Annotated in this window: 14 protein-coding genes; 6 read left to right on the plus strand and 8 right to left on the minus strand. The window is 65.5% G+C overall.

The features are described 5' to 3' along the window. Nucleotides 1-45 precede the first annotated feature (45 nt). Nucleotides 46-2,055 carry a hybrid sensor histidine kinase/response regulator gene (locus RTQ83_RS16955; RefSeq protein WP_312516965.1) on the plus strand — a complete coding sequence of 670 codons (2,010 nt, stop codon included), beginning with the start codon at nt 46-48 and terminating at the stop codon, nt 2,053-2,055. Here the strand turns inward: RTQ83_RS16955 and RTQ83_RS16960 are convergent. From RTQ83_RS16960 to RTQ83_RS16985, 6 genes are all read right to left on the minus strand, one after another. After that, nucleotides 2,037-3,029, minus strand: coding sequence for a Gfo/Idh/MocA family oxidoreductase (locus tag RTQ83_RS16960; RefSeq protein WP_312516967.1), 993 nt, complete (start codon nt 3,027-3,029; stop codon nt 2,037-2,039). The genes RTQ83_RS16955 and RTQ83_RS16960 overlap by 19 nt on opposite strands. Continuing rightward, complete coding sequence (locus tag RTQ83_RS16965; protein ID WP_312516969.1) at nt 3,026-5,215, minus strand: heme-degrading domain-containing protein; 2,190 nt, start codon at nt 5,213-5,215, stop codon at nt 3,026-3,028. Before RTQ83_RS16965 ends, RTQ83_RS16960 begins: the two co-directional genes overlap by 4 nt. Next, a complete protein-coding gene (locus RTQ83_RS16970; protein WP_312516971.1) occupies nt 5,212-6,552 on the minus strand; it encodes an MFS transporter in 1,341 nt (446 codons plus the stop codon). Before RTQ83_RS16970 ends, RTQ83_RS16965 begins: the two co-directional genes overlap by 4 nt. Beyond that, the gene (locus RTQ83_RS16975) at nt 6,539-7,588 is read right to left on the minus strand and encodes a glucokinase (protein ID WP_312516973.1); all 1,050 of its coding nucleotides are present in this window, start codon (nt 7,586-7,588) and stop codon (nt 6,539-6,541) included. Before RTQ83_RS16975 ends, RTQ83_RS16970 begins: the two co-directional genes overlap by 14 nt. 49 nt (nt 7,589-7,637) lie before the next feature. After that, a complete protein-coding gene (locus RTQ83_RS16980) occupies nt 7,638-8,981 on the minus strand; it encodes a GH1 family beta-glucosidase (RefSeq protein WP_312516975.1) in 1,344 nt (447 codons plus the stop codon). 129 nt (nt 8,982-9,110) lie between these two features. Further along, entirely contained in the window at nt 9,111-11,537 is a 2,427-nt protein-coding gene (locus RTQ83_RS16985) for a TonB-dependent receptor domain-containing protein (protein WP_312516977.1), read from the minus strand. A gap of 294 nt (nt 11,538-11,831) precedes the next feature. Between RTQ83_RS16985 and RTQ83_RS16990 the strand changes: the two genes are divergently transcribed. From RTQ83_RS16990 to RTQ83_RS17005, 4 genes are all read left to right on the plus strand, one after another. After that, a complete protein-coding gene (locus RTQ83_RS16990; RefSeq protein WP_312516979.1) occupies nt 11,832-12,839 on the plus strand; it encodes a LacI family DNA-binding transcriptional regulator in 1,008 nt (335 codons plus the stop codon). Between the two features lie 236 nt (nt 12,840-13,075). Next, complete coding sequence (locus RTQ83_RS16995) at nt 13,076-13,501, plus strand: organic hydroperoxide resistance protein (protein WP_312516981.1); 426 nt, start codon at nt 13,076-13,078, stop codon at nt 13,499-13,501. A gap of 193 nt (nt 13,502-13,694) precedes the next feature. Beyond that, nucleotides 13,695-14,717 (plus strand): alpha/beta hydrolase, encoded by a 1,023-nt coding sequence (locus RTQ83_RS17000; RefSeq protein ID WP_312516983.1) that lies wholly within the window; start codon nt 13,695-13,697, stop codon nt 14,715-14,717. Between the two features lie 571 nt (nt 14,718-15,288). Then, nucleotides 15,289-16,467 carry an MFS transporter gene (locus tag RTQ83_RS17005; protein WP_312516985.1) on the plus strand — a complete coding sequence of 393 codons (1,179 nt, stop codon included), beginning with the start codon at nt 15,289-15,291 and terminating at the stop codon, nt 16,465-16,467. Nucleotides 16,468-16,618: 151 nt separating this feature from the next. Here the strand turns inward: RTQ83_RS17005 and RTQ83_RS17010 are convergent, their stop codons facing one another. Further along, on the minus strand, nt 16,619-17,443 hold the full coding sequence (locus tag RTQ83_RS17010; RefSeq protein WP_312516987.1) for an AraC family transcriptional regulator: 825 nt from the start codon (nt 17,441-17,443) through the stop codon (nt 16,619-16,621). Between the two features lie 138 nt (nt 17,444-17,581). Between RTQ83_RS17010 and RTQ83_RS17015 the strand changes: the two genes are divergently transcribed. Next, on the plus strand, nt 17,582-19,303 hold the full coding sequence (locus tag RTQ83_RS17015) for a methyl-accepting chemotaxis protein (RefSeq protein WP_312516989.1): 1,722 nt from the start codon (nt 17,582-17,584) through the stop codon (nt 19,301-19,303). A 148-nt stretch (nt 19,304-19,451) separates the two neighbouring features. Here the strand turns inward: RTQ83_RS17015 and RTQ83_RS17020 are convergent, their stop codons facing one another. Further along, nucleotides 19,452-20,504: a glycosyltransferase family 9 protein gene (locus RTQ83_RS17020; RefSeq protein WP_312516991.1), complete on the minus strand. Its 1,053-nt coding sequence runs from the start codon at nt 20,502-20,504 to the stop codon at nt 19,452-19,454.

The raw sequence follows: 20,504 nt of genomic DNA on the forward strand, positions 1-20,504 counted from the left end.
GGTAGCATTGTCGTTCTTGTATCACGCTTGCCGCAGCCTCGCATCATGACCAGACCGACTATCAGCCCACTCATCCCGGCCGGCGCCGCGCTGGCCTGCCTGCTGCTCGCCGCCGCCGCGCTGGCCGGCTGGTGGCTGCACATGCCGCTGCTGATCGGGGCCGACAGCGGCCGGCCGCAGATGTATCCGGTCACCGCGCTCGGCTTCGTGTGGACGGCCGGTGCCTTGCTGCTGCAGCTGCGCACGCAGGGCGCCGTCCTGCGCGCCGGTCGCGTGCTGGCGCTGGCGCCGCTGGTGCTCGGTCTCGGTTCCGCGCTGATGCGCGCCGCCGGCTGGGCCCCGGCCCCGCTGTCGCTCGGGATCGGCGCCAGCGCCAACGCCTGGAGCCTGCCGGCGCCGCTGACCGCCGGCCTGTTCGTGGTGCTGGGCGTCAGCCTCGGCCTGGTGGGTGCGCGCCGCAGCGTGGCGGTGGCGCAGGCGCTGGCGGCCGGCGTGCTGCTGTTCGCGCTGCTCACCCTGGCCAGCTTCGCCGCCGGGGACACCGTGCTGTACGAGCTGCTGCCGGGACGCGGCACCTCGCTGCGCACCGCGCTCGGCTTCGTGCTGGCCGCCGGCGCGGTGCTGGCGCTGCGGCCCGACCGCGGCCTGATGGTGGCGCTGGCCAGCGACAACCCGAGCAGCCGTACCCTGCGCCGCCTGCTCGGCCCCCTGGTGCTGACGCCGATCCTGCTCGGCATGGTCGCCACCTGGGCGGTGCGCACGGCCGATGCGGGCATCGATCTCACCACCCTGATCTGGCTGTTCGTGTGGGGCCTGCTGGTGATCCTGATCGCGGTGGTGTGGCGCCTGGCCTACCAGCTGTACCTCCAGGACCTGACGCGCAGTCTGGCCGAGCGCGAACGCAACGAGGCGCTGGCGGCGCTGCGCCTGGCCGACGTGCGCAAGAACGAGTTCCTGGCCATGCTGGCGCACGAGCTGCGCAATCCGCTGGCGCCGATCAGCACCGCGGCCGAGCTGCTCAAGAGCGTGTACGCGGGCGACCCGGCCCAGGTGCGCCGCACCAGCGAGATCATCGGGCGCCAGGTGAACCACATGGTGCACCTGGTGGACGACCTGCTGGACGTGTCGCGCGTCACGCGCGGCATCATCGAACTCGAACGCCACGCGATCGACCTGCGCCAGACCGTGACCGCGGCGCTGGAACAGGCGCAGCCGCTGATGCAGATGAAGCGCCAGCGCCTGCGCACCGAGCTGCCGGAATCGAAGGTGCTGGTCGAGGGCGACGCCAAGCGCCTGATCCAGGTGCTGGCCAACCTGCTCGGCAATGCCGCCAAGTACACGCCGGAAGAAGGCAGCGTGCTGCTGGCGGTGCGCACGCATGCAGGAGAAGCGCAGCTGGTGGTGCAGGACGACGGCATCGGCATCGCGCCCGAACTGCTGCCCGACGTGTTCGGCCTGTTCACCCAGGCGCGGCGCACCCCCGACCGCGCCGAGGGCGGCCTGGGGCTCGGGCTGGCGCTGGTCAAGAACCTGGTCGAGCTGCATGGCGGGCGGGTGGAAGCGGCCAGCGACGGTCCGGGCCAGGGCAGCACGTTCACGGTGACGCTGCCGCGCCTGGCGGTGGAGCCGGCGCAGCCGGCTTCTCCCCCGCCACAGGCGCCGCCTGCCGTGCGCCGCGGCAGCGCGGACGACGTGCTGGTGGTCGACGATAATCAGGACGCCGCCGCTTCGCTGGCATTGCTGCTCGACGCCGAGGGCTACCGGGTGCAGGTCGAGCATGCGCCGGCGCCGGCCCTGCGGCGCGTGCTGGCGCAGCCGCCCGGCGCCTGCATCCTCGACATCGGCCTGCCCGACATGGACGGACGCGAGCTGGCACGCCGCATCCGCGCCGAACTCAAGGAAGAAACGCCGCTATTGATCGCGCTGACCGGCTACGGCAGCGACGCCGACCGCGCGCTGGCGCTGGAGGCCGGCTTCGACCATTACCTGGTCAAGCCGGCCGACATGCGCCGGCTGGCGGCGCTGCTGGGCGAGGTTCAGTCTTCGCCCGGATAGCGCAGCCCGATCTGGCGCCGGATGGTGTCCAGTACGCCCATCAGGGCCAGGGTCTCGTCGAGCGGCATGGTGGGGTGTTCCAGCAGGCCGTCGCGCAGGCACTGGCCGGCGGCGATCGCTTCATGGGTGTAGCCGTTGCCCAGCCATGGTGTGTCGACCGTGCGCGAGGGCCCGTCCAGTACATCGACCGTGACCCGTTCGGCCATGTGGAACATGCGTTCCATGCGCACGGCGCCGCGCGTGCCCGACACCGTCAGTTCGCCGGGTGAGCGCGCGCGCAGCGAGCAGCTGCACACCGACAGCGTGCCGCCGGCGTGCTTCATGGTGAAGGCGGTGGTGAGATCGACCCCGGTCTCGCCCATGATCGCCTGGGCCTGCACCGATTCGACCTTGCCCAGGATGGCGCAGGCGATCGACAGCGGATAGATGCCGAGGTCGAGCAGCGCGCCGCCACCCAGCGCCAGGTTGTTGACGCGATGTTCGGGGTCTTGGGTAGCCGCGAAGCCGAAGTCGGCGTGCACCTGGGTCACCGACCCGATCTCGCCGCTGGCGACGATGCGCTGCACTTCGGACAGGGCCGGCATGAAGCGGGTCCACATCGCCTCCATCAGGAACAGGCCCTTTGCCCGCGCCAGCGCCACCACTTCGCCGGCTTCGCGCCGGTTCAGCGCGAACGGTTTTTCGCACAGCACCGCTTTGCCGCCGCGCAGGGCCATGATCGCGTTCTCGGCGTGCAGGGTGTGCGGGGTGGCGATGTAGATGATGTCGATGTCGGGTGCCTGCGCCAGTTCCTCGTACGAGCCGTAGGCGGCTGGATTGCCGAAGTCGGCGGCGAAGGCTTGCGCGCTGGCCTGCGTGCGCGAACCGACCGCCGCCAGCACTGCATCCGGCGTGTCGCGCAGGCCGACCGCGAAGTCGCGTGCGATGCGGCCGGTGCCGAGGATGCCCCAGCGGATAGTGCGGTTTGCGTTCATGGCTGCACCTTCAGGTAGTCTTTCAATGTCGCCACCACCAGGCCGTGGTCGTCCGGTCCCGGCAGACCCGATACGGTAATGGTGCCGACCAGTCCCTGGCCACGCACCACCACCGGGAAGGCGCCGCCGTGGGCCGCGTAGTCGCGCATGTCCAGGCCGGGAATCGCATCGTGGTCGCCGCCGCCCTGGCGTACTTCGTTGTGGGTATAGAACGAGCTGTGGCCGGTGCGCTTGACCAGGTTGTTCTTGCGCCGGATCCAGTCCATGTGGTCGGGCGAGGCGCCCGGCATCGCTTGGCTGAACAGGACCGTGTCGCCTTGTTTGATCTGCACCGTCACGGTCTGGCGGTTGGCGCGTGCGCGCTCCACCACCTTGGCGCCGATGGCACTGGCGATGGCCTGGTCGAAGCGGTCGAACTGCAGCAGCTGCTCTTCGCGCGCGAGCACGTCGAGCGACATGGTTGGAGGCTGATTCATGGCGGGCGATGGCGTGAGGGTGGACAGCGCCGCCGCCACGTACACCAGCGGCGCGTTCCAGTTGATGGCGACTTCGTTGGCGGCATAGCTGCAGTCGTGGTCGATGTAAGACAGGGCCGGGCGCATGCTCGGATACGGCACCGGGCAATCCTTCTTGTCCTGCTGGCCAGGATTCGGCCCGCCCGACAGCCAGCCCGGCACCGGTGCGGCGACGCCGTCGGCCATCGACGGCCGGTGGTGCGGATGCATGAAAGGACGCGTGCCGAAGCCGGTCACGAACGAGTAGCCGGTGGCATTGCGGCCCAAGACATAATCGAGGCTCGATTGCGCCGCGACCAGGTAGTCCGGCTTGCGATTGAGACGGTAGGCCTGCAGCAGCATCATGGCCTGGTTCAGGATCACGGCATTGCTACCCCAGACGAAGTCCTTGTTCGCCATCGGCACCCGGTAGCCGCCGTTGCGGGAGGTCTCGGCCAGCTGCGCGGCCAGGCCGTCGATGCGCTGCTCGATCCGGGCGCGGTCGAACGACGGCGCCAGGCGCTCGCGCTGCTGCGCCAGCGAGATCCAGCCCAGCGCGCGCACATTGCCCCACGACGGCGTGCTCAATGGCGCGTCGTGAGTGCGCAGCGCCTTGGCGTAGACGTCCTTGCCGGTGGCGATGAACAGCTCCGCCGCGGCCCAGAAGAATTCGTCGTCCAGCTTGTCGTCGCCGTATTCGCCGGTGGCGACGTCCTTCGGATTCTTGAACACCGCCTTTGGATTGGCCTCGGCCCAGCGCCATGCGCTTTCGGCCGCCGCCAGCATGCGCGCGGACATGCCCGGCCACTGCTTCTCGTACGGCGCCAGCACGCGGCCGGCAGTCGCCATGGTGGCCGCGAAGTCGAGCGCCGCGGCGGTGCTCTTGGCCACCACGTAGCGTGGCGTACGGTTGCCCGCGTGCGGCATCACGATGCCGTCGAAGCGCTGGTTGGTCAGCTTGTGGTACACGCCGCCGTCGTTCGGATCCTGCATGGTCAGCATCCACTCGAGGTTCCACATCGCCTCGTCGAGGATGTCGGGCACGCCGTTGCCCGATTCGGGGATCGCGATGTCGTGCCTGAACGCGCCCGGATAGTGTTCGAAGGCGGCCAGCAGGGTATAGGTCGAGATGCCGGAATTGACCACGTACTTGTTGTAGTCGCCGGCGTCGTACCAGCCTTTGGGGCTGGACAGGACGGTGCCCTCCGGGCGTGCGCTCGACGCGGCCGAGACATGCACCAGCACCTTGTCGTCCGGGTGGCCGGCCGGACGCGCCCAGGCGCCGCCGTGCCTGGCGTCGATCTCGATCGCGCTGCGGTTGAAGTAATAGGCCTTGAGCGCGGCGTCGCCCAGCGCGCGGTAGGCATCCGGCTTGACCGTAAACGGATCGGACAGCGGCAGCCCGGCGACTTTCAGGCGGTAGGTGCCCGGCTGCGCCAGTGCGCTGAAGTCGGCCACGCGCACGGTTTCACCGGACGGCTCCCAGCGGCCGGGGGCACCGAGCGCAGCGCTGAATACGGTCTTGCCATCGGCGCCGATCACCTCGAAATTCGTGCCGGTGGCCTGTTGCGGTACCACCGCCAGCTTGTGCGCCTGCGGCAGGAAGCCGACCTGGTTGACCTTGATGGTGGCGGTTTGCGCAGCGGCGCTGCCGGCAGCAAGGAGCAATAATGGAATCGACAGGCGCCTCATGCCGGCACCGCCTTGCCGTCGGTATCCTCGTCAGGCTGCGGGGCGCTGCCGTCGTCGTGATAGAACGGCGCGAACCAGGTCGCCAGGAACGATGGAATCGTCGCGACCATCACCAGCACGAAGTAGCTGACGTAGCCCATCATCTCCTGCAGGTGGCCGCTGACCACGCCGGTGACCATGCCGCACAGTCCCATCAGGCCGGTGCCGAAGGCGTAGTGGGTGGTGGTGTACTTGCCGGGGGCGAGCTGCTGCATCAGGTAGATCATGAAGCCGACCGCGCCGAAGCCGAAGAAGAACTTTTCGACCGCGACGCCGAGCGTGATCATCACCAGGCTCGATGGCATGTAGATGCTCATGATGAGGAAGGTCGCGTTCGGGATGTTGATCGCGCAGCACAGCACCAGCAGGGTCGACTTCAGTCCGCGCTTGGCCACGTACAAGCCGCCCAGCAGGGACCCGAGCAGCACTGCCGCCAGTCCATAGGTGCCGTAGATCAGGCCCAGCATCTCGTTCGACAGTCCGAGGCCGCCTTTCGAGGCCGGGTCCACCATGAAGAACGGACCGATCTTTTCCAGCAGGCCGACGCTGAAGCGGAACAGGAAGGCGAAGGCGATCATGCGCCACACGCCGCGCTTCTGGAACAGGGTGACGAAGGCGTCGAGCAGGATGCGGCCGGCATCCTTCACGCTCGACGGCGTATCGGCTGCGCGCGCGCCTTCCGGCATGAAGCGCCAGTGCCACAGCGCCATCAGCAGGGTCAAACCGCCGACCAGCAGGAAGATGATGCGCCAGGCGTCGATCCAGTCAGGCCCGAACACGGCCGGGTCGTGGCCGAACACGCTCGAATGCAGGTAGCCGCTGAGGTAGACCATGCCGCCGGCGGCGACGATCGGGCCGATGTTCCACGACAGGCTTTGCACACCGCAGTACAGCGACTGCGCGCGCGCGTCGAGCGAGGTGACATACACGCCGTCGCTGGCGATGTCCTGGGTTGCGCCGATGAAGGAGAGTGCAAAGAAGATCGCCATCAAAAAGCTCATGTAGCCGGGCAGCTCCATCAGCAGCGCGACCCCGGCGAAGCCGGCCCCGATCAGGATCTGGGCGATGAGCACGAAGAACTTCTTGGTGCGGTACATCTCGACGAATGGCGCGAACAGCGGCTTGATCGTGTACGCCAGGATCAGGAGGCTCGAATACTGGGCCGCGCGGCCGTTGTCCATGCCCAGGTTCTTGAACATGATGGCGGTGACGCTGGTGAGCATCACGTAGCCGAGCGCCATGGTGAAGTAGCCGGTCGGTACCCACAGCAGGGGAGAAGAGTATTTAGCAGGACGCATCGGCCGCCTCCTGGCTTGCCTGGACCGCGCGCAGGCGTACCGGGTGGTCCGTCAAATGATCAGCCAAATAGTCGGCCAATAAGCGCGAAGCACCTTGCAGCGCAGGGTAGGGCGCCGTGATCAGGAAGGTCGGAATGCGCGCCGTGAAATCGCTCAGCCGCCCCTTGCGCTCGAAGCGGGCGCGGAACGGCGACGTGGCGAAGTAGTCGCCCAGGCGCGGCACCACGCCGCCGCCGATATAGATGCCGCCCTGCGCGCCGAGGGTGACGGCCAGGTTGGCGGCGACGGTGCCGAGCATGCCGCAGAAGACATCGACCGCTTCGCGGCACAGGGCGTCGCCGCCTTCCAGGCCGCGCGCCACCACGTCGGACGGCGCCAGCGCGCTGCTCAATGCAATGCCGGCGCGGTCGGCCAGCGCCTCATGGATCAGCGCCAGGCCGGGACCGGAGACGAAACGTTCGGCCGACACGTGGTCGTGACGCTGCCAGGCGAAGCGCAGCACGTCGGCTTCGCGTTCGTCCAGCGGCGAGAAGGCCACGTGGCCGCCTTCGCTATGCAGCGCAATCCAGCGCCCGTTGCTGGGCACCAGGCCCGACACGCCCAAACCCGTGCCGGCGCCGACCAGGCCGATCGCGCATCCCGCTTTCGCCGCGCCGCCGCCGATGCGCGCCAGGTCGCCGTCCTGCAGCGCCGGCAGCGACATCGCCAGCGCGGTGAAGTCGTTCACCACCAGCAGCGTGTCCAGGCCCAGTGCCTGGCGCGCGGCCTCGATCGAGAACGCCCAGTGGTGGTTGGTCATGCGGATGGCATCGCCGTCGACCGGGTTGGCGATCGCGATCGCGGCGTGCCGCACCTGGGCACCGGTATTGGCCAGGTAGGCACGCACCGCGTCCTCGAAGTGGGCGTGGTCGGCGCAGGCCAGGGTCTGCACCGCCTCGATGCTGCCGGGGGCCGGCTCCAGCGCGAAACGCGCATTGGTGCCGCCGATGTCGGCCAGCAGGCGCGGGCCGCCGGCGTGGGTGGTAGTCGCTTGCATTGTCTCTTCCTTCTCGCTTCTTATGTACGACGTGCGAATTTTGTGCGGTTCAGGCCGGAGCGCGCGCCGCGATGAATTCGCGGTACCACAGCGCGCTGTCCTTCGGCGTGCGCTGCTGGGTCGCATAGTCCACGTGCACGATGCCGAAGCGCTTGGCGTAGCCCGAGTTCCACTCGAAGTTGTCCAGCAGGCTCCAGAGGAAGTAGCCCTGCACGTTGACGCCCGCATCCATCGCTTCTTTGAGTGCCGCCAGGTGGCTGCGCACGTAGGCGATGCGCTCCGGGTCGTGCACTTGTCCGCCTTCGATCGTGTCGGCATTGGCCATGCCGTTTTCGGTAATGTACACCGGCGGCAGGTCGGGATACTCGGCTTTGAGTTTCAGCAGCAGTTCGGGCAGGCCTTCCGGGAAGATCTCCCAGCCCATGTCGGTGACGCCGTGGCGGGCCGGCGCCGGCACCGGTGGCACGGCGGCGCTGCACCACGAGCGGAAGTAGTAGTTACAGCCCAGGAAATCGATCTTCTGCTGGATGATGGCGAAGTCGCCCTCTGCTACCTGCGGCGCGTTGTCGCCGTGGCCGCGCAGCGCCAGTTCCGGATAGCGGCCCTTGAAGATCGGATCCATGAACCACTGCACCGAGCGCGCGTATTCGAATTCGGCCATGTCGCGGTCCGCTTGCGAATCGGTGGCGGCATCGGCCGTCCATTGATTCAGCACGATTCCGAGCCTGGCGCTGCTGCCGACTTCGCGCATGGCCGTCATGGCCAGGCCGTGCGACAGCAGCAGGTGGTGCGAGACCTGGATCGACTGTTTCAGGTCGCGCACGCCCGGCGCGAACTGGGCGTTGCCGTAGCCGAGATTGGCCGTGCACCACGGTTCGTTGTGGGTGGCGATCGCCTCGACCCGGTCGCCGAAGCGGCGCGCCACTTCGCGCGCGTAGTCGGCAAAGCGGTAGGCGGTGTCGCGATTGAGCCAGCCGCCATCGTCCTGCAAGCCTTGCGGCAGGTCCCAGTGGTACAGCGTGATGTGGGCGCGGATGTTCTTCTCGGCCAGGGCGTCGAGCAGGCGGCTGTAGAAGTCGAGGCCGGCTTCGTTCCAGGCGCCCTTGCCGTCGGGCTGCACGCGCGCCCAGGCCATCGAGAAGCGGTAGGCGTCCACGCCCAGCGACGCCATCAGCGCCACGTCTTCACGGTAGCGGTTGTAGTGGTCGCAGGCGATGGTGCCGTCGCTGCCATCCTTGATATTGGCTTTGTCCAGGCAGAAGGTGTCCCAGATCGAGGGACCCTTGCCGTCGGCGTCCCAGGCGCCTTCGATCTGGAAGGAGCTGGTGGCGACGCCCCAGGTGAAATCATGCGGAAAATCGTTCTGGAAATCGAATTGGGCGCTCTTGGTCATGGGACTCTCTAGGTTGTTCTGCACTTACTCTGTACTTACGCACGGCGGGTAAGTCCTGTTGTAAAAAACGGCAGGATCGCATTGCGGTCCTGCCGCGGTCTTGCCGTGGTCTTGATTAACCTTCTCCGATCAGAAATCGAAGCCGGTGTTGATGCCGACGGTGCGCGGCGGCTTGTACTGCGCCAGCCACGGGCCGAAGCCGTTGAAGGCGCTGGTCTTGATCTTCTTGTCGCTCACGTTGCGCACGAACGCGTCCACCCACCAGCGGTCCTTCGCATAGCGCAGGCCGAGGTCGGCGCTGGCGTAGGCTTTCTGGCGGTCTTCCGGACCCAGGTCGAACACGCTCAGGTTGACGTCATCCTCGTAGCGCGCGGTGATGCGCGGGACGATCGTGCCGCCATCGGCCAGGCGGAAGGTGTGCTGGTACTGCACCGTGGTCGAGAACTTCGGCGCGTGCGGCAGCTTGTGGCCGGTGACGTCGAGGCAGGTCGAGATGCTGGTATCGACCGTGCACGTCGGCAGCGTGTAGTCGTTCGAACCGGCGATCAGACGACCGAGCTTGGTATCGAGCACCGCGAGGCTGATCGACAGCCGGCCGTCGGTCGCGACGCGCGCCGCGATCTCGGTTTCCAGGCCATAGACTTCGGCGCCGTCGGCGTTCTCGATGGCCAGGCCGCGGCTGCCGTCCGGGAAGCTGACCGGCGAATTGAACTGGAAGTCCTTGAAGTCCATGTAGAACAGCGCGTTGTTGATGCGCAGGCCGCCGTTGAAGAAGGTGCTCTTCGAGCCGATCTCGTAGTTGGTCAGGGTCTCCGGTTGATACGGCAGGCCGCGATCCTGCACGCCGCCCGATTTGTAGCCGGTCGAGACGCTGGCATAGACCATGTTGTTGCGGTCGATGTCGTAGTTCAGGCGTACCAGGCCGGTGGCCTTGTTGTCGCTGTAGCGGCCGTCGTTCGGCACGCCCTCGACGTAGCCGTTGGCCGGGTCGCGCGGGTTGATCTGCGGATTGAGCGGCAGTTGCGGCGCCGCCGGGTCGTAGCCCCAGGTGTAGCCGCGGCCACCGGTGTGCACGCGCTTGTCGTGGGTGTAGCGCACGCCGCCGGTCAGGTGCCACTGGTCGGTGATGTTCCAGGTGGCCTGGCCGAACACCGCCGTGGTGTCCACGGTCTGCTTGGGCTGGATGAAGGAACCCTGCCAGTTGACCGCGCCGTCCTCGGTGCCCTTCATGCCGGCGATGTCGAAGCGGATGTCGTTCTTCTCGTTGCCGTAATAGGCGCCGACCTGCCAGTCCACCGTGCGGGTGCCGACCGACTGCAGCAGCAGCTCGTGGCTGTGGCTCTTGTAGTTGGAGTCGACCGTGGTGTGTTCCTGGAAGATGCCGCCTGACGTGATCGAGGTCGGGACGATCGTGCCGCCGTCCTGGTCGAAGCGCATGTCGCCGCTGAACTTGGACCAGCCGGCCACGTACTGCAGCGCCAGGTCGGGGCTGATGTCCCAGCTCAGGCGGCTGCGCACGTTGTGGCTGTCGCGGTTGATCCACGGGGCGCTGTCGGACAGGGTCGACCAGTGCTTCTCGCCGGCGCGAGGCTGCTGCATCAGGTTGGCGGTCGGGGTGCCGCGGTCGATGAATTTTTCGTAGGCGATGTTCCAGCGCAGGTTGGGCGCCAGTTGCCACAGCAGCGACAGGCGCGCCGCGCTCTGGTCCTGGGCGCTGTACTTGTCGCCGCCGGAGACGAAGTTGTTCGGGTTGATCAGGCGGAACTGGGACGGGTCGCCGCCGGCGGCCAGATAGGCCGCGCGCTGCGACTCGGGCGAGGGGGCATTGAATTTCTGGTAGTCGACGTAGCCGTCATGGCGCTCGTGCACCACGGCGAAACGCAGCGCCGCGGTGTCCGACAGCGGCACGTTGACCGCGCCGCGCGCACCCAGGCGGTTGTAGTCGCCGATGCCGCCTTCGATGTAGCCCGAGCGGCTGCCCAGTTCGGGTTTCACGGTCTGGATGTTGACCGCGCCGACGGTGGAGTTGCGGCCCCACAGCGTACCTTGCGGACCGCGCAGCACCTCGATGCCTTCGACGTCGAACAGCAGGGCGGTGGCGCCCTCGGCGCGCGGCGAATAGACGTTGTCGACGAACGACGCGACTTCGGGGTCGGCGTATTCGGTCTTGGCGCTGTCGTTGCCGATGCCGCGCAGGGTCATGGTGGTGACGCCGTGATCGCCCTGCGAGGTGGCCTGGAAGCCCGGCACCAGCGCCACCACGTCGAGCATGGTCTGCACGTGGTTGTCGGCCAGGGTGGCGGCATTCAGCGCGGTGACCGCGATCGGGGTCTTTTGCAGCGAGGTCGAACGCTTGGTGGCGGTAACCACGACTTCGGCCACCTTGCCGTCGTCGGTCGGGTTGACTGCGGCCGGACGCTCGGTGGCCGCCGCCGGCGTGGCCGGGTCGGACGCCGATTGCGCCTGGGCGCCGGCGGCGATGCCGGCCAGCAGGGTCAGGATGGCGAGTTGAATGGGCGCGTGGCGGCGCGCGCCGAGGGGTGCAGCGAGTGTCATGCTTGTCTCCGATTTTGTTGATTTATTGGTGATGCGAGCGCTAACAGCCGGGATTGCAAGAAATCGTTTTCAGAAGTCTTGAAAACGGTTTCATAGTAAAATCATCGATAAAAAAATGTCAAATAGAATCGTTTAAAACTAAAAAATAGTTTGTTGCAGATCAACGACGAGTGGTTGTGAAACGCTTTCATGAAACTTCAGGTGGCTATTCATGGCGGATTGATCCCGCAAAAACGCGTGATATACTTCAAGCAACAAACTGCCTTGAACCTGTCCAGGACGCCCGCCGGATCCATGAAAAACGAGAGCAGTACCACTACCCTGTACCAGGTCGCCAGCGCGGCCGGCGTGTCACCCGCCACGGTGTCGCGCTTCCTGAACGGTACCGCCAAGGTATCCGACGACAAGCGGCGCGCGATCGAGCGCGTCATCGATGAGCTCAACTACAAGCCGAACCTGCTGGCGCAAAGCCTCAAGATGGGTAGCACGCGCACCATCGGCGTGCTGACCCAGTCGCTCGAGAGCGGTTACTTCAACCGTGCCATGGTCGGCATCGAGGATGCGGTCAAGGCGGCCGGCTATGCGCTGCTGATCATGAGCGGGCACTGGCATGCGGACGAAGAGGCGGAGCGGGTCGAATTGCTGATCGGGCGCCGGGTCGACGGCGTCGCCATCCTCACCGGCAACATGAGCGACCAGCAGATTCTCGACTTTTCGCGCCGGGTGCCGATCGTCGCTTTCGGGCGCGAGGTGCAGGGCGAGCGTACCCAAGGCTTTTGCCTGGACAATTACCGTGGCGCCTGCGATGCGATGGAATACCTGATCGCCCAGGGCCACCGCCGCATCGCCCACATCAGCGGTCCGGTCGACCATCGCGATGCGCGTGCCCGTCTGGCGGGCTACCACGACACCCTGGCCAAACATGGCATCACCGCCGACCCGCGGCTGGTGGGGGCGGGCGAGTTCGACGAGTCGAGCGGCTTGCAGGCGGTGAACGCACTGCTGCAGGCCAATCTGCGCTTCACTGCCATCTTCGCCGCCAACGACCTGAGCGCTTATGGTGCGCGCCTGGCGCTGTACCGGCGCAATATCCGGGTGCCGGAAGACGTGTCGCTGGTCGGCTTCGACGACCTGCACAGCTCGATGTACACGACGCCGCCGCTGACCACGGTACGCCAGCCTCTGTATGAAGTCGGCACCGGGATCGGGCGTCGCATGCTGGCCATGCTCGGGCACGAGCAGCCGGCCGAGCAGGTGCCGGGGCTGAGTCTGATCGTGCGCGAGTCGGTGCGGCTGGTCTGAGCCACCGCAACCCCCTATTTTTGTATTTTCCTCAAACTTACAATTCGCAACAAAAATCGCTTGCAATTAAATAGCGCGCTAGTTAATATGCTTTCCATGGCAGCGCCGAACGACAGAGATAAGGGTCGGCGGGCCAAGGCAATAAAATGATTTATATAGCGCGCTACTTAATAGGGTTCTATTTAGGGCGCATCAAACTCAGGTGCTGAAGCACCACACACACAAGGAGTCTCATCATGGCAATCGAACAAGTCCTCTACCGCGCAAGTGCAACCGCCTCGGGTGGCCGTGAAGGCCGCGCCGTCTCGTCGGATGGCGCACTGGACGTCAAACTGACCACCCCGAAAGAACTCGGCGGCGCCGGCCTGGCCGGTACCAATCCGGAACAGCTGTTCGCAGCCGGCTACTCGGCCTGCTTCCTGGGCGCGATGAAATTCGTCGCAGCGCGCGACAAGCTGAAAATCTCGCCGGACGTGTCGGTGGAAGGCACTGTCGGCATCGGCCCAATCCCGACCGGTTTCGGCATCGAAGTCCAGCTGAAGATCAGCCTGCCGGGCGTGCCGGCGGACGAAGCGCAGACCCTGATCGACCGCGCCCACATCGTGTGCCCATACTCGAACGCGACCCGCGGCAACATCGACGTCACGCTGCAACTGGTGTAAGCTGCAGTCTCCGGAGGACCGGAGATTGCGCAGGGCCCGCTCACGCGGGCCACAAAGAATGAAATAAGTAGCGCGCGATTTAATCGCGTTTCAAATGATTTGTTTATGCAATGAAACCGAATACCGCGCTGCTACCGTACTGACGGCCTCTCGCCGCTGATCCAATTCCACCTAATAAGAAAGGAAGTCCACCATGAACACCCTGAGCAAAGCAGTCGTCGCCGCCACCCTGGCCATCTCCACCGCAGGCGCCCTGGCCGCCGACGGCCCCGCACCCGAACGCCGCACCGCGCAATTCCTCGGCGCCCTGGCGGCGGGCGGCGGCAAGCCGCTGGAGCAATTGTCGCCGGCCGATGCCCGCGCGGTGCTGGAAGGCGCCCAGAAGAGTGTGCAGCTGACCCTGCCGGCGGCCGACGTCTCGGACAAGGTGATCAATGTGGACGGCAAGCAGATCAAGCTCAAGATCGTGCGCCCGGCCGGCGTCAAGGGAGAATTGCCGGCCTTTATGTTCATCCACGGCGGCGGCTGGGTGCTGGGCGACTATCCGACCCACGAACGCCTGGTGCGCGACCTGGTCGCCAACTCGGGTGCGGTGGCTGTGTTCGTCGATTACACGCGTTCGCCGGAAGCCGGCTATGGCGTGGCGATCAACGAGATCTACGCGGCCACCAAATGGGTCGCCGAGAACGGCAAGCAGATCGGCGTCGACGGTAGCCGCCTGGCGGTCGCCGGCAACAGCGTGGGCGGCAATATGTCGACCGTGCTGACCCTGATGGCGAAAGACAAGAGTGGCCCGAAACTGCGCTATCAGGTGCTGATGTGGCCGGTGACCGACGCCAACTTCGAGACCGCATCGTACAAGCAGTATGCGCAGGGACACTTCCTGACCACGAACATGATGAAATGGTTCTGGGACAGCTACACCAAGGACGCCGCCCAGCGCAAGGAGATCTACGCATCGCCGCTGCAGGCCAGCCTGGAGCAGCTGAAAGGCTTGCCGCCGGCACTGATCCAGACCGCCGAACTCGACGTGCTGCGCGATGAGGGCGAAGCCTATGGCCGCAAGCTCGACCAGGCCGGTGTGGATGTCACCGTGACCCGCTACAACGGCATGATCCACGACTTCGGTCTGCTCAACCCGCTGGCGACCGTGCCGAGTGTGCGTTCCCAGGTACTGCAGGCTGGCGCCGAGCTGAAGAAACACTTGGCCAAATAAGTCCGGATATTGATGAACTTGAACCAGCCGCCTTCGGGCGGCTTTTTATTTGCCAATACAGAATGCGCTTATCGAGAAAATCCAGTTTCGTAACAAAACTTAACAATCACGATCCATTTCTTTTCAGTCGCTTTATTCGATTTCCAAATGGCAGAGATAAAGAAAGGGAATAAGAAATTAGCCCGTAATTTTATCTAATTGAAAATATTTCTCAGCATTTTGTCCTTATGTTGCCTAAATTTGATGCAGCGTATCATATTGCGCGAAGCTTGCTTCTGTGCCCGACTCAGCAGTAAGTCACCGCATTTCTTGTCAATTTCCAGCTTCTCCATCCCCTAAAACCGCATTCTCTGCAAATGCACATGCATGTGCGGAAATGAAGTTGCAATCCTTGCGTCAGCGCAATACAACGCTTTGAAATTTTTTTCCGCATGGAAAACTCAAAGCGCATTGAGGTGTTTAGAATTGCCTCCCATCAGCTTCCGGACGTTAATTTTTAAAAGCCGTTCGGTCTGTCAATGCATTTGGCAACTCCTTCATATCTCACAAATTTAACAATTCGGCGCTTTTCATGCAAAACACCGTTTCGCTCCCGACCACCATTTCCGCACCACGTGGTCTTTCCGCTGTCCGTGTCCAGGCCCAGCAATTCTCGCTACCGGTCCTGTTCGCACTGTTCGGCATGATCATGGGCTCGTGGGCCGGCCGCATCCCGGCCCTGGCCGCGGGCGTCAATGTGTCGCACTCGGCCCTGTCGATGGTCCTGCTGTGTGGCGGCCTGGGCGCCGTCGTGTCGTACCCGATCTCGTCGTTCCTGATGAGCCGCTTCGGCGCCCGCAAGACCATCCTGGTCTCGGGCCTGGCACTGCTGGCCGTGCTGGTCTCGATCGGCATGGCGCCGAACGTGTCGCGCCTGATGATGGCCGTGCTGATGCTGGGCATTACCGCCAGCACCTTCGACGTGGCAATGAACTCGGCGGCCACCCGCCGCGAAAAGCAGAGCGGCAAGTCGGAAATGTCGCGCCTGCACGGCCTGGCTTGCGCCGGCGGCCTGATCGGCGCCACGCTGGGCAGCTTCATGGCCAGCAACAAGATCGCGCCGGCCCAGCACTTCATCATGCTGGTCGGTCCGCTGGCCGTCATCCTGTGGATGGGCTTTACCATGCTCGAAGCCGACGGTGGCGGCGAGAAGGTGGCGAAGAAGGCGTTCGTGCTGCCGCGCGGTCCGCTGGTTCTGCTGGGCCTGCTGGGCTTCCTGGGTTCGATGGCCGAAGGCAGCATCGCCGACTGGAGCGGCCTGTTCCTGAAAGAACACTTCGGCGCATCGGACGGCCTGGCGCCGCTGGCACTGTCGTCGTTCTCGGTGATGATGCTGATGTCGCGCATGGTCGGCGACAAGCTGAAGGAGCGCTTCGGCGCCCAGCGTCTGGTCACCTTCGGCGCGCTGGTCGCGGCCTGCGGCCTGATGTTCGCGGTGCTGTCGCCGAATGCCTACTTCGCACTGGGCGGTTTCGCGATCGCCGGTGTCGGCCTGGCCCTGCTGTTCCCGTTCGTGTTCAGCGCCGCCGGCGCCCAGGGCCCGACCGCCCTGGCAGCTGTCGCCAGCATGGCGTACAGCGGCAGCCTGATGGGCCCGCCGGCAATCGGTGCCGTCGCCCACTTCGTCGGCATGCAGGCAGCCATCGCCTACGTCGGCGGCCTGTCGCTGGTCATCGCCCTGGTTGCCTGCCGCACCCGCCTGCTCAAGTAATCGACTGCGGCCCCGGCGGCCGCGCATGACATCCCGACGCAGACGTCTTCGCAAGGAACGTCTGCGTTGTCGTTTACGGTGCGATTCTGTATTTGCGGGCAAAAAAATGCCGGGACATTTCCCGGCAAACGTATTTTTGGGTTGTGGCCGGCTACACCGCTCCCTGCTTGAGCCACTCGCGCGGCGAGGCCCCCATCAAGGCCGTGAAGGCGCGGGTGAATGTTGACGGACTGGTATAACCTGCACGGCTGCTGACTTGCTTGACTGACATCCCCTCGCGCAGCAGGCGGGTGCTGATCCCGATGCGCCAGCGCGTCAGGTATTCGCCCGGCGGCACCCCCATCACGTCGCGGAAACGCTCGGTGAAGGCGGCGCGCGACATGCAGGCGACCTGGGCCAGCGATTGCAGGCTCCACGGTTCTTGCGGGCGCTCGTGAATCGCCGCCAGCGCCAGCGACAGCTGGCGGTCGGACAGCCCGGCCAGCAGGCCCAGCGACAGCCGGCCGCTTTCGAATTCGCGCCGGATCACCTGGATCAGCAGCACGTCGCACAACCGGTCCAGGATCACTTCGCGTCCCGGCGCGGTCGCGCCGGCTTCACTGAACAGCAGGTCGAGCGTGGCCCCCAGCCCGCCCATCTCGGACAAGCGCAGCACCAGGCATTGCGGCAACACGCGCGCCAGTGGATTGGCGACGCCGTCATGGAACACGATGTGGGCGCACAACAGGCTGGCCGTCTGGCCGGGCTGCACTTCGAGGCGGTGATTGTCGCCGCGCGGGTAGAACAGCAGGCTCGGCTCGGACACCGAGATCACCGAACCATCGCTGTTGATGAAGTCGACCGGACCTTGGCGAACCAGGTGTAACTGTCCAGAGACACCATTCTCGGCGAACTGATTGGCATTGCAAAATGTCCCGTTATAAAAGATGCGGGCATTGAAAGAATGACGGCCTACTAGTGATGACAGTTTGTCCATAGCGAAGTGATTCCGACAGTTAGCCTGTAATTCTGGACGAAAAGCGTAATTACCGTGTGGAAATTTGTGAGATTTGGTACCACAATACAACGGTCTGCTGCCGTTATCGGCGTCTTCTCTTCTTCCCCCTTACAAAACATGAAAAATCTCAGCATCAAGCACGTCATCGCGTGCGTGGTCGGCGCATTGATCGTCCTGACCCTTATCGTGGGCGCCCTCGGGTACCACACCACCCAGCGTTCGGTCGAGCTGCTCGAAAACATGGCACTGCGTTCGACCGCCCAGCAAACCGGCGTGGCGAACCTGATGTTGCGTAGTGAAATGAATCGTAGTCACATTCTACAAGCTCTGCAACATAACCCGGACAGCAAGTATTCGGTACTGCACCAGCATGAGCTGTCGGTTCATAGCCAGTTCATCGCCAACAACAGCGCCGAGCTGCGCAAGGAGCAGGAGGCGCTGACGGCCAGCATCGTGCGGCCGCAGGTACGCGAGGCCATCACCGCCTGGATCGCCGCCAGCGACAATATGGCAGTGGGCATCATCAACGACGCCATGCGCGCCATCGAAGCGGGCAACTGGGATCTGGCCAACGAAATGCTGGGCAAGAAGATCAACCCGACCTACAACAAGTCGATGGCTGCCTACAAGGAGCTGCAAGTCACCGTGAACCAGCTGAATGCCGAGCAGGGCGAGGAACTGCATGCCGAGCTGACCATGCTGAACACCATCATGGTCGCCACCATCGTCGTCGCCGTGCTGCTGGCCTGCGGCGGCGCCGTGTACCTGACCCGTGCGATTGGCCGTCCGCTGGAGCAAGCCGTGGGCGTGGCGCGCCGCGTCGCCGACGGCGACCTGACCGCCCGCATCGAAGTCGACTCGCGCAACGAGTTCGGCCAGCTGCTGTCGTCGCTGCGCGACATGACCGCCAGCCTGTCGAATATCGTCGGCGACGTGCGTTCCGGGAGCGACACCATCGCTACCGCCTCGAGCCAGATCGCCGCCGGTAACCTGGACCTGTCGGGCCGCACCGAGCAGCAGGCCAGCTCGATCGAAGAAACCGCGGCCTCGGTCGAGGAACTGACCAGCACCGTGCGCCAGAACGCCGAAAACGCACGCCAGGCCAATGGTCTGGCGGCATCGGCCTCCGACGTCGCCACCCGCGGTGGCGCGGTGGTGGCCGAAGTGGTCGGCACCATGAACGAGATCAACGAATCGTCGCGCAAGATCGTCGATATCATCGCCGTCATCGACGGCATCGCGTTCCAGACCAATATCCTGGCGCTGAATGCTGCGGTCGAAGCCGCCCGCGCCGGCGAGCAGGGCCGTGGCTTCGCGGTGGTAGCGAGCGAGGTGCGCAACCTGGCGCAGCGTTCGGCCGGCGCGGCCAAGGAAATCAAGGAACTGATCACCGACTCGGTCGGCAAGGTCGAGAGCGGCAGCCGCCTGGTGGACCAGGCCGGCGCCACCATGGACGAGATCGTCACGAGCGTGCGCCGGGTGGCCGACATCATGGGCGAGATCACCGCCGCCAGCAGCGAGCAGAGCGCCGGCATCGAGCAGATCCACCACGCGATCAGCCAGATGGACCAGGTGACCCAGCAGAACGCGGCCCTGGTCGAGGAAGCGGCCAGCGCGGCGCAGTCGCTGCAGGACAGCGCGGCCGGCCTGGCCGAGCGCGTCAGCGTGTTCAAGGTGGCGGCGCAGCCGTCGCAGCCTGCGCGGTTGCAGCAGCCGCAGGCGCAACGCCCGGCGCTGCGTGCCACCGCCCCACGCGCCGCGGCATCGGCATCCGCCAAACCGGCGCGCGCCGCGCTGGCCGCCGCGCCGGTACGTGAAACCGAATGGGAAACCTTCTGATCATTCGGTGTTGCACGGGTAATGTGTTTGCGCTGCATTAAGCCAGCGCAGCCATGGCCGAAGTTTGACCTGCCTTGCGTTCAGGTAAATTTCCGGTGTGTCGACCACGATGTCACCGGCGCAAAGCTGCAATCCCCTGCGCCATTGTTCACCAATAAGGCCACATCCCGGCCGCCCGCTGCCGGCTCGGCTCGGTGCCGGAGAGCAGCGTGCGCGCATGCTGCAGCACCACCGATGCCCGTTCGGCGCCCGGGTCCCAGATGCAGCGATGGCGCAGGCGGTCGAGCGGCGCCCAGCGCGCGATGTCGGCCTTGCTGAACACCACCACGCTGTTCAGGCCGAGGCCGGCGGCGATGTGCGATACCCCGGTGTCGTTGCAGATCAGCAGGCGCGAGCGGCTCATCAGCGCGGCCATGGCGCCGATCGAGATCGGTGCGGCGGCGATCACGGCCGGTGTGCGCATGTGCGCGGCCACGGCCTCGGCCAGTGGCACTTCGGCCTGCGATCCGGTCAGGACGACGCTCACTCCGAACTCGTCGGCGAGGCGGTCAGCGACCCCGGCGAAGCATTCGGGCGGCCAGCACTTGTCGCGCTGGCGTGCGCCGGGATGGACGCAGATGTAGCCGTTTGGCTCCAGCCCATCGGCGACGCCGCTGGCGGCAAGCTCGTCTTCATCCTCGCGCAGCAACGGGAATTCGAGATGGCTGCCGGCAGCCGGGGCGCCGATGCGTGTGGTCAGCTGAAGCAGGCGCTCCGGTTCGGCGCCGATGTCCGGGTAGGGCGCGAGCACGGTGCGCTCGGTTGCCACCGGCGCGCCGCGGCAGTGGCCGGCCATCGCGCGCGCGCCGAATCCGGCGACGATGTGGTTGGTGATGTCGCCGCTGCCGTGCAGCTGGAGCGCCAGGCCGAACTGGCGCGCGCAGACCGTGGAATAGAACGAGGTCAGCTCGCCGTGGCGCGCCGGCTGCTCGGGCAACAGCGGGTGGCCGGGAAAGGACAGGAATTCGTCCAGGTAGGCGGAAAAGCGCCGCACCAGCTGCGCCGCCCACGGCAGCCCGGCCAGTACGATGTGCGCCGACGGCAGGGCGGCGCGCAGCGCGCGCAGGGCCGGCACCGCGCACAGCATGTCCCCCAGCTGCAAGGCCCGGAACACCACGATGGACTCGACGTCGAAACGGTGCAGCAGAGGGCGCCGGGACAT

The sequence above is a fragment of the Massilia sp. genome (genome assembly GCF_031995545.1).
Taxonomy (GTDB): domain Bacteria; phylum Pseudomonadota; class Gammaproteobacteria; order Burkholderiales; family Burkholderiaceae_D; genus Telluria.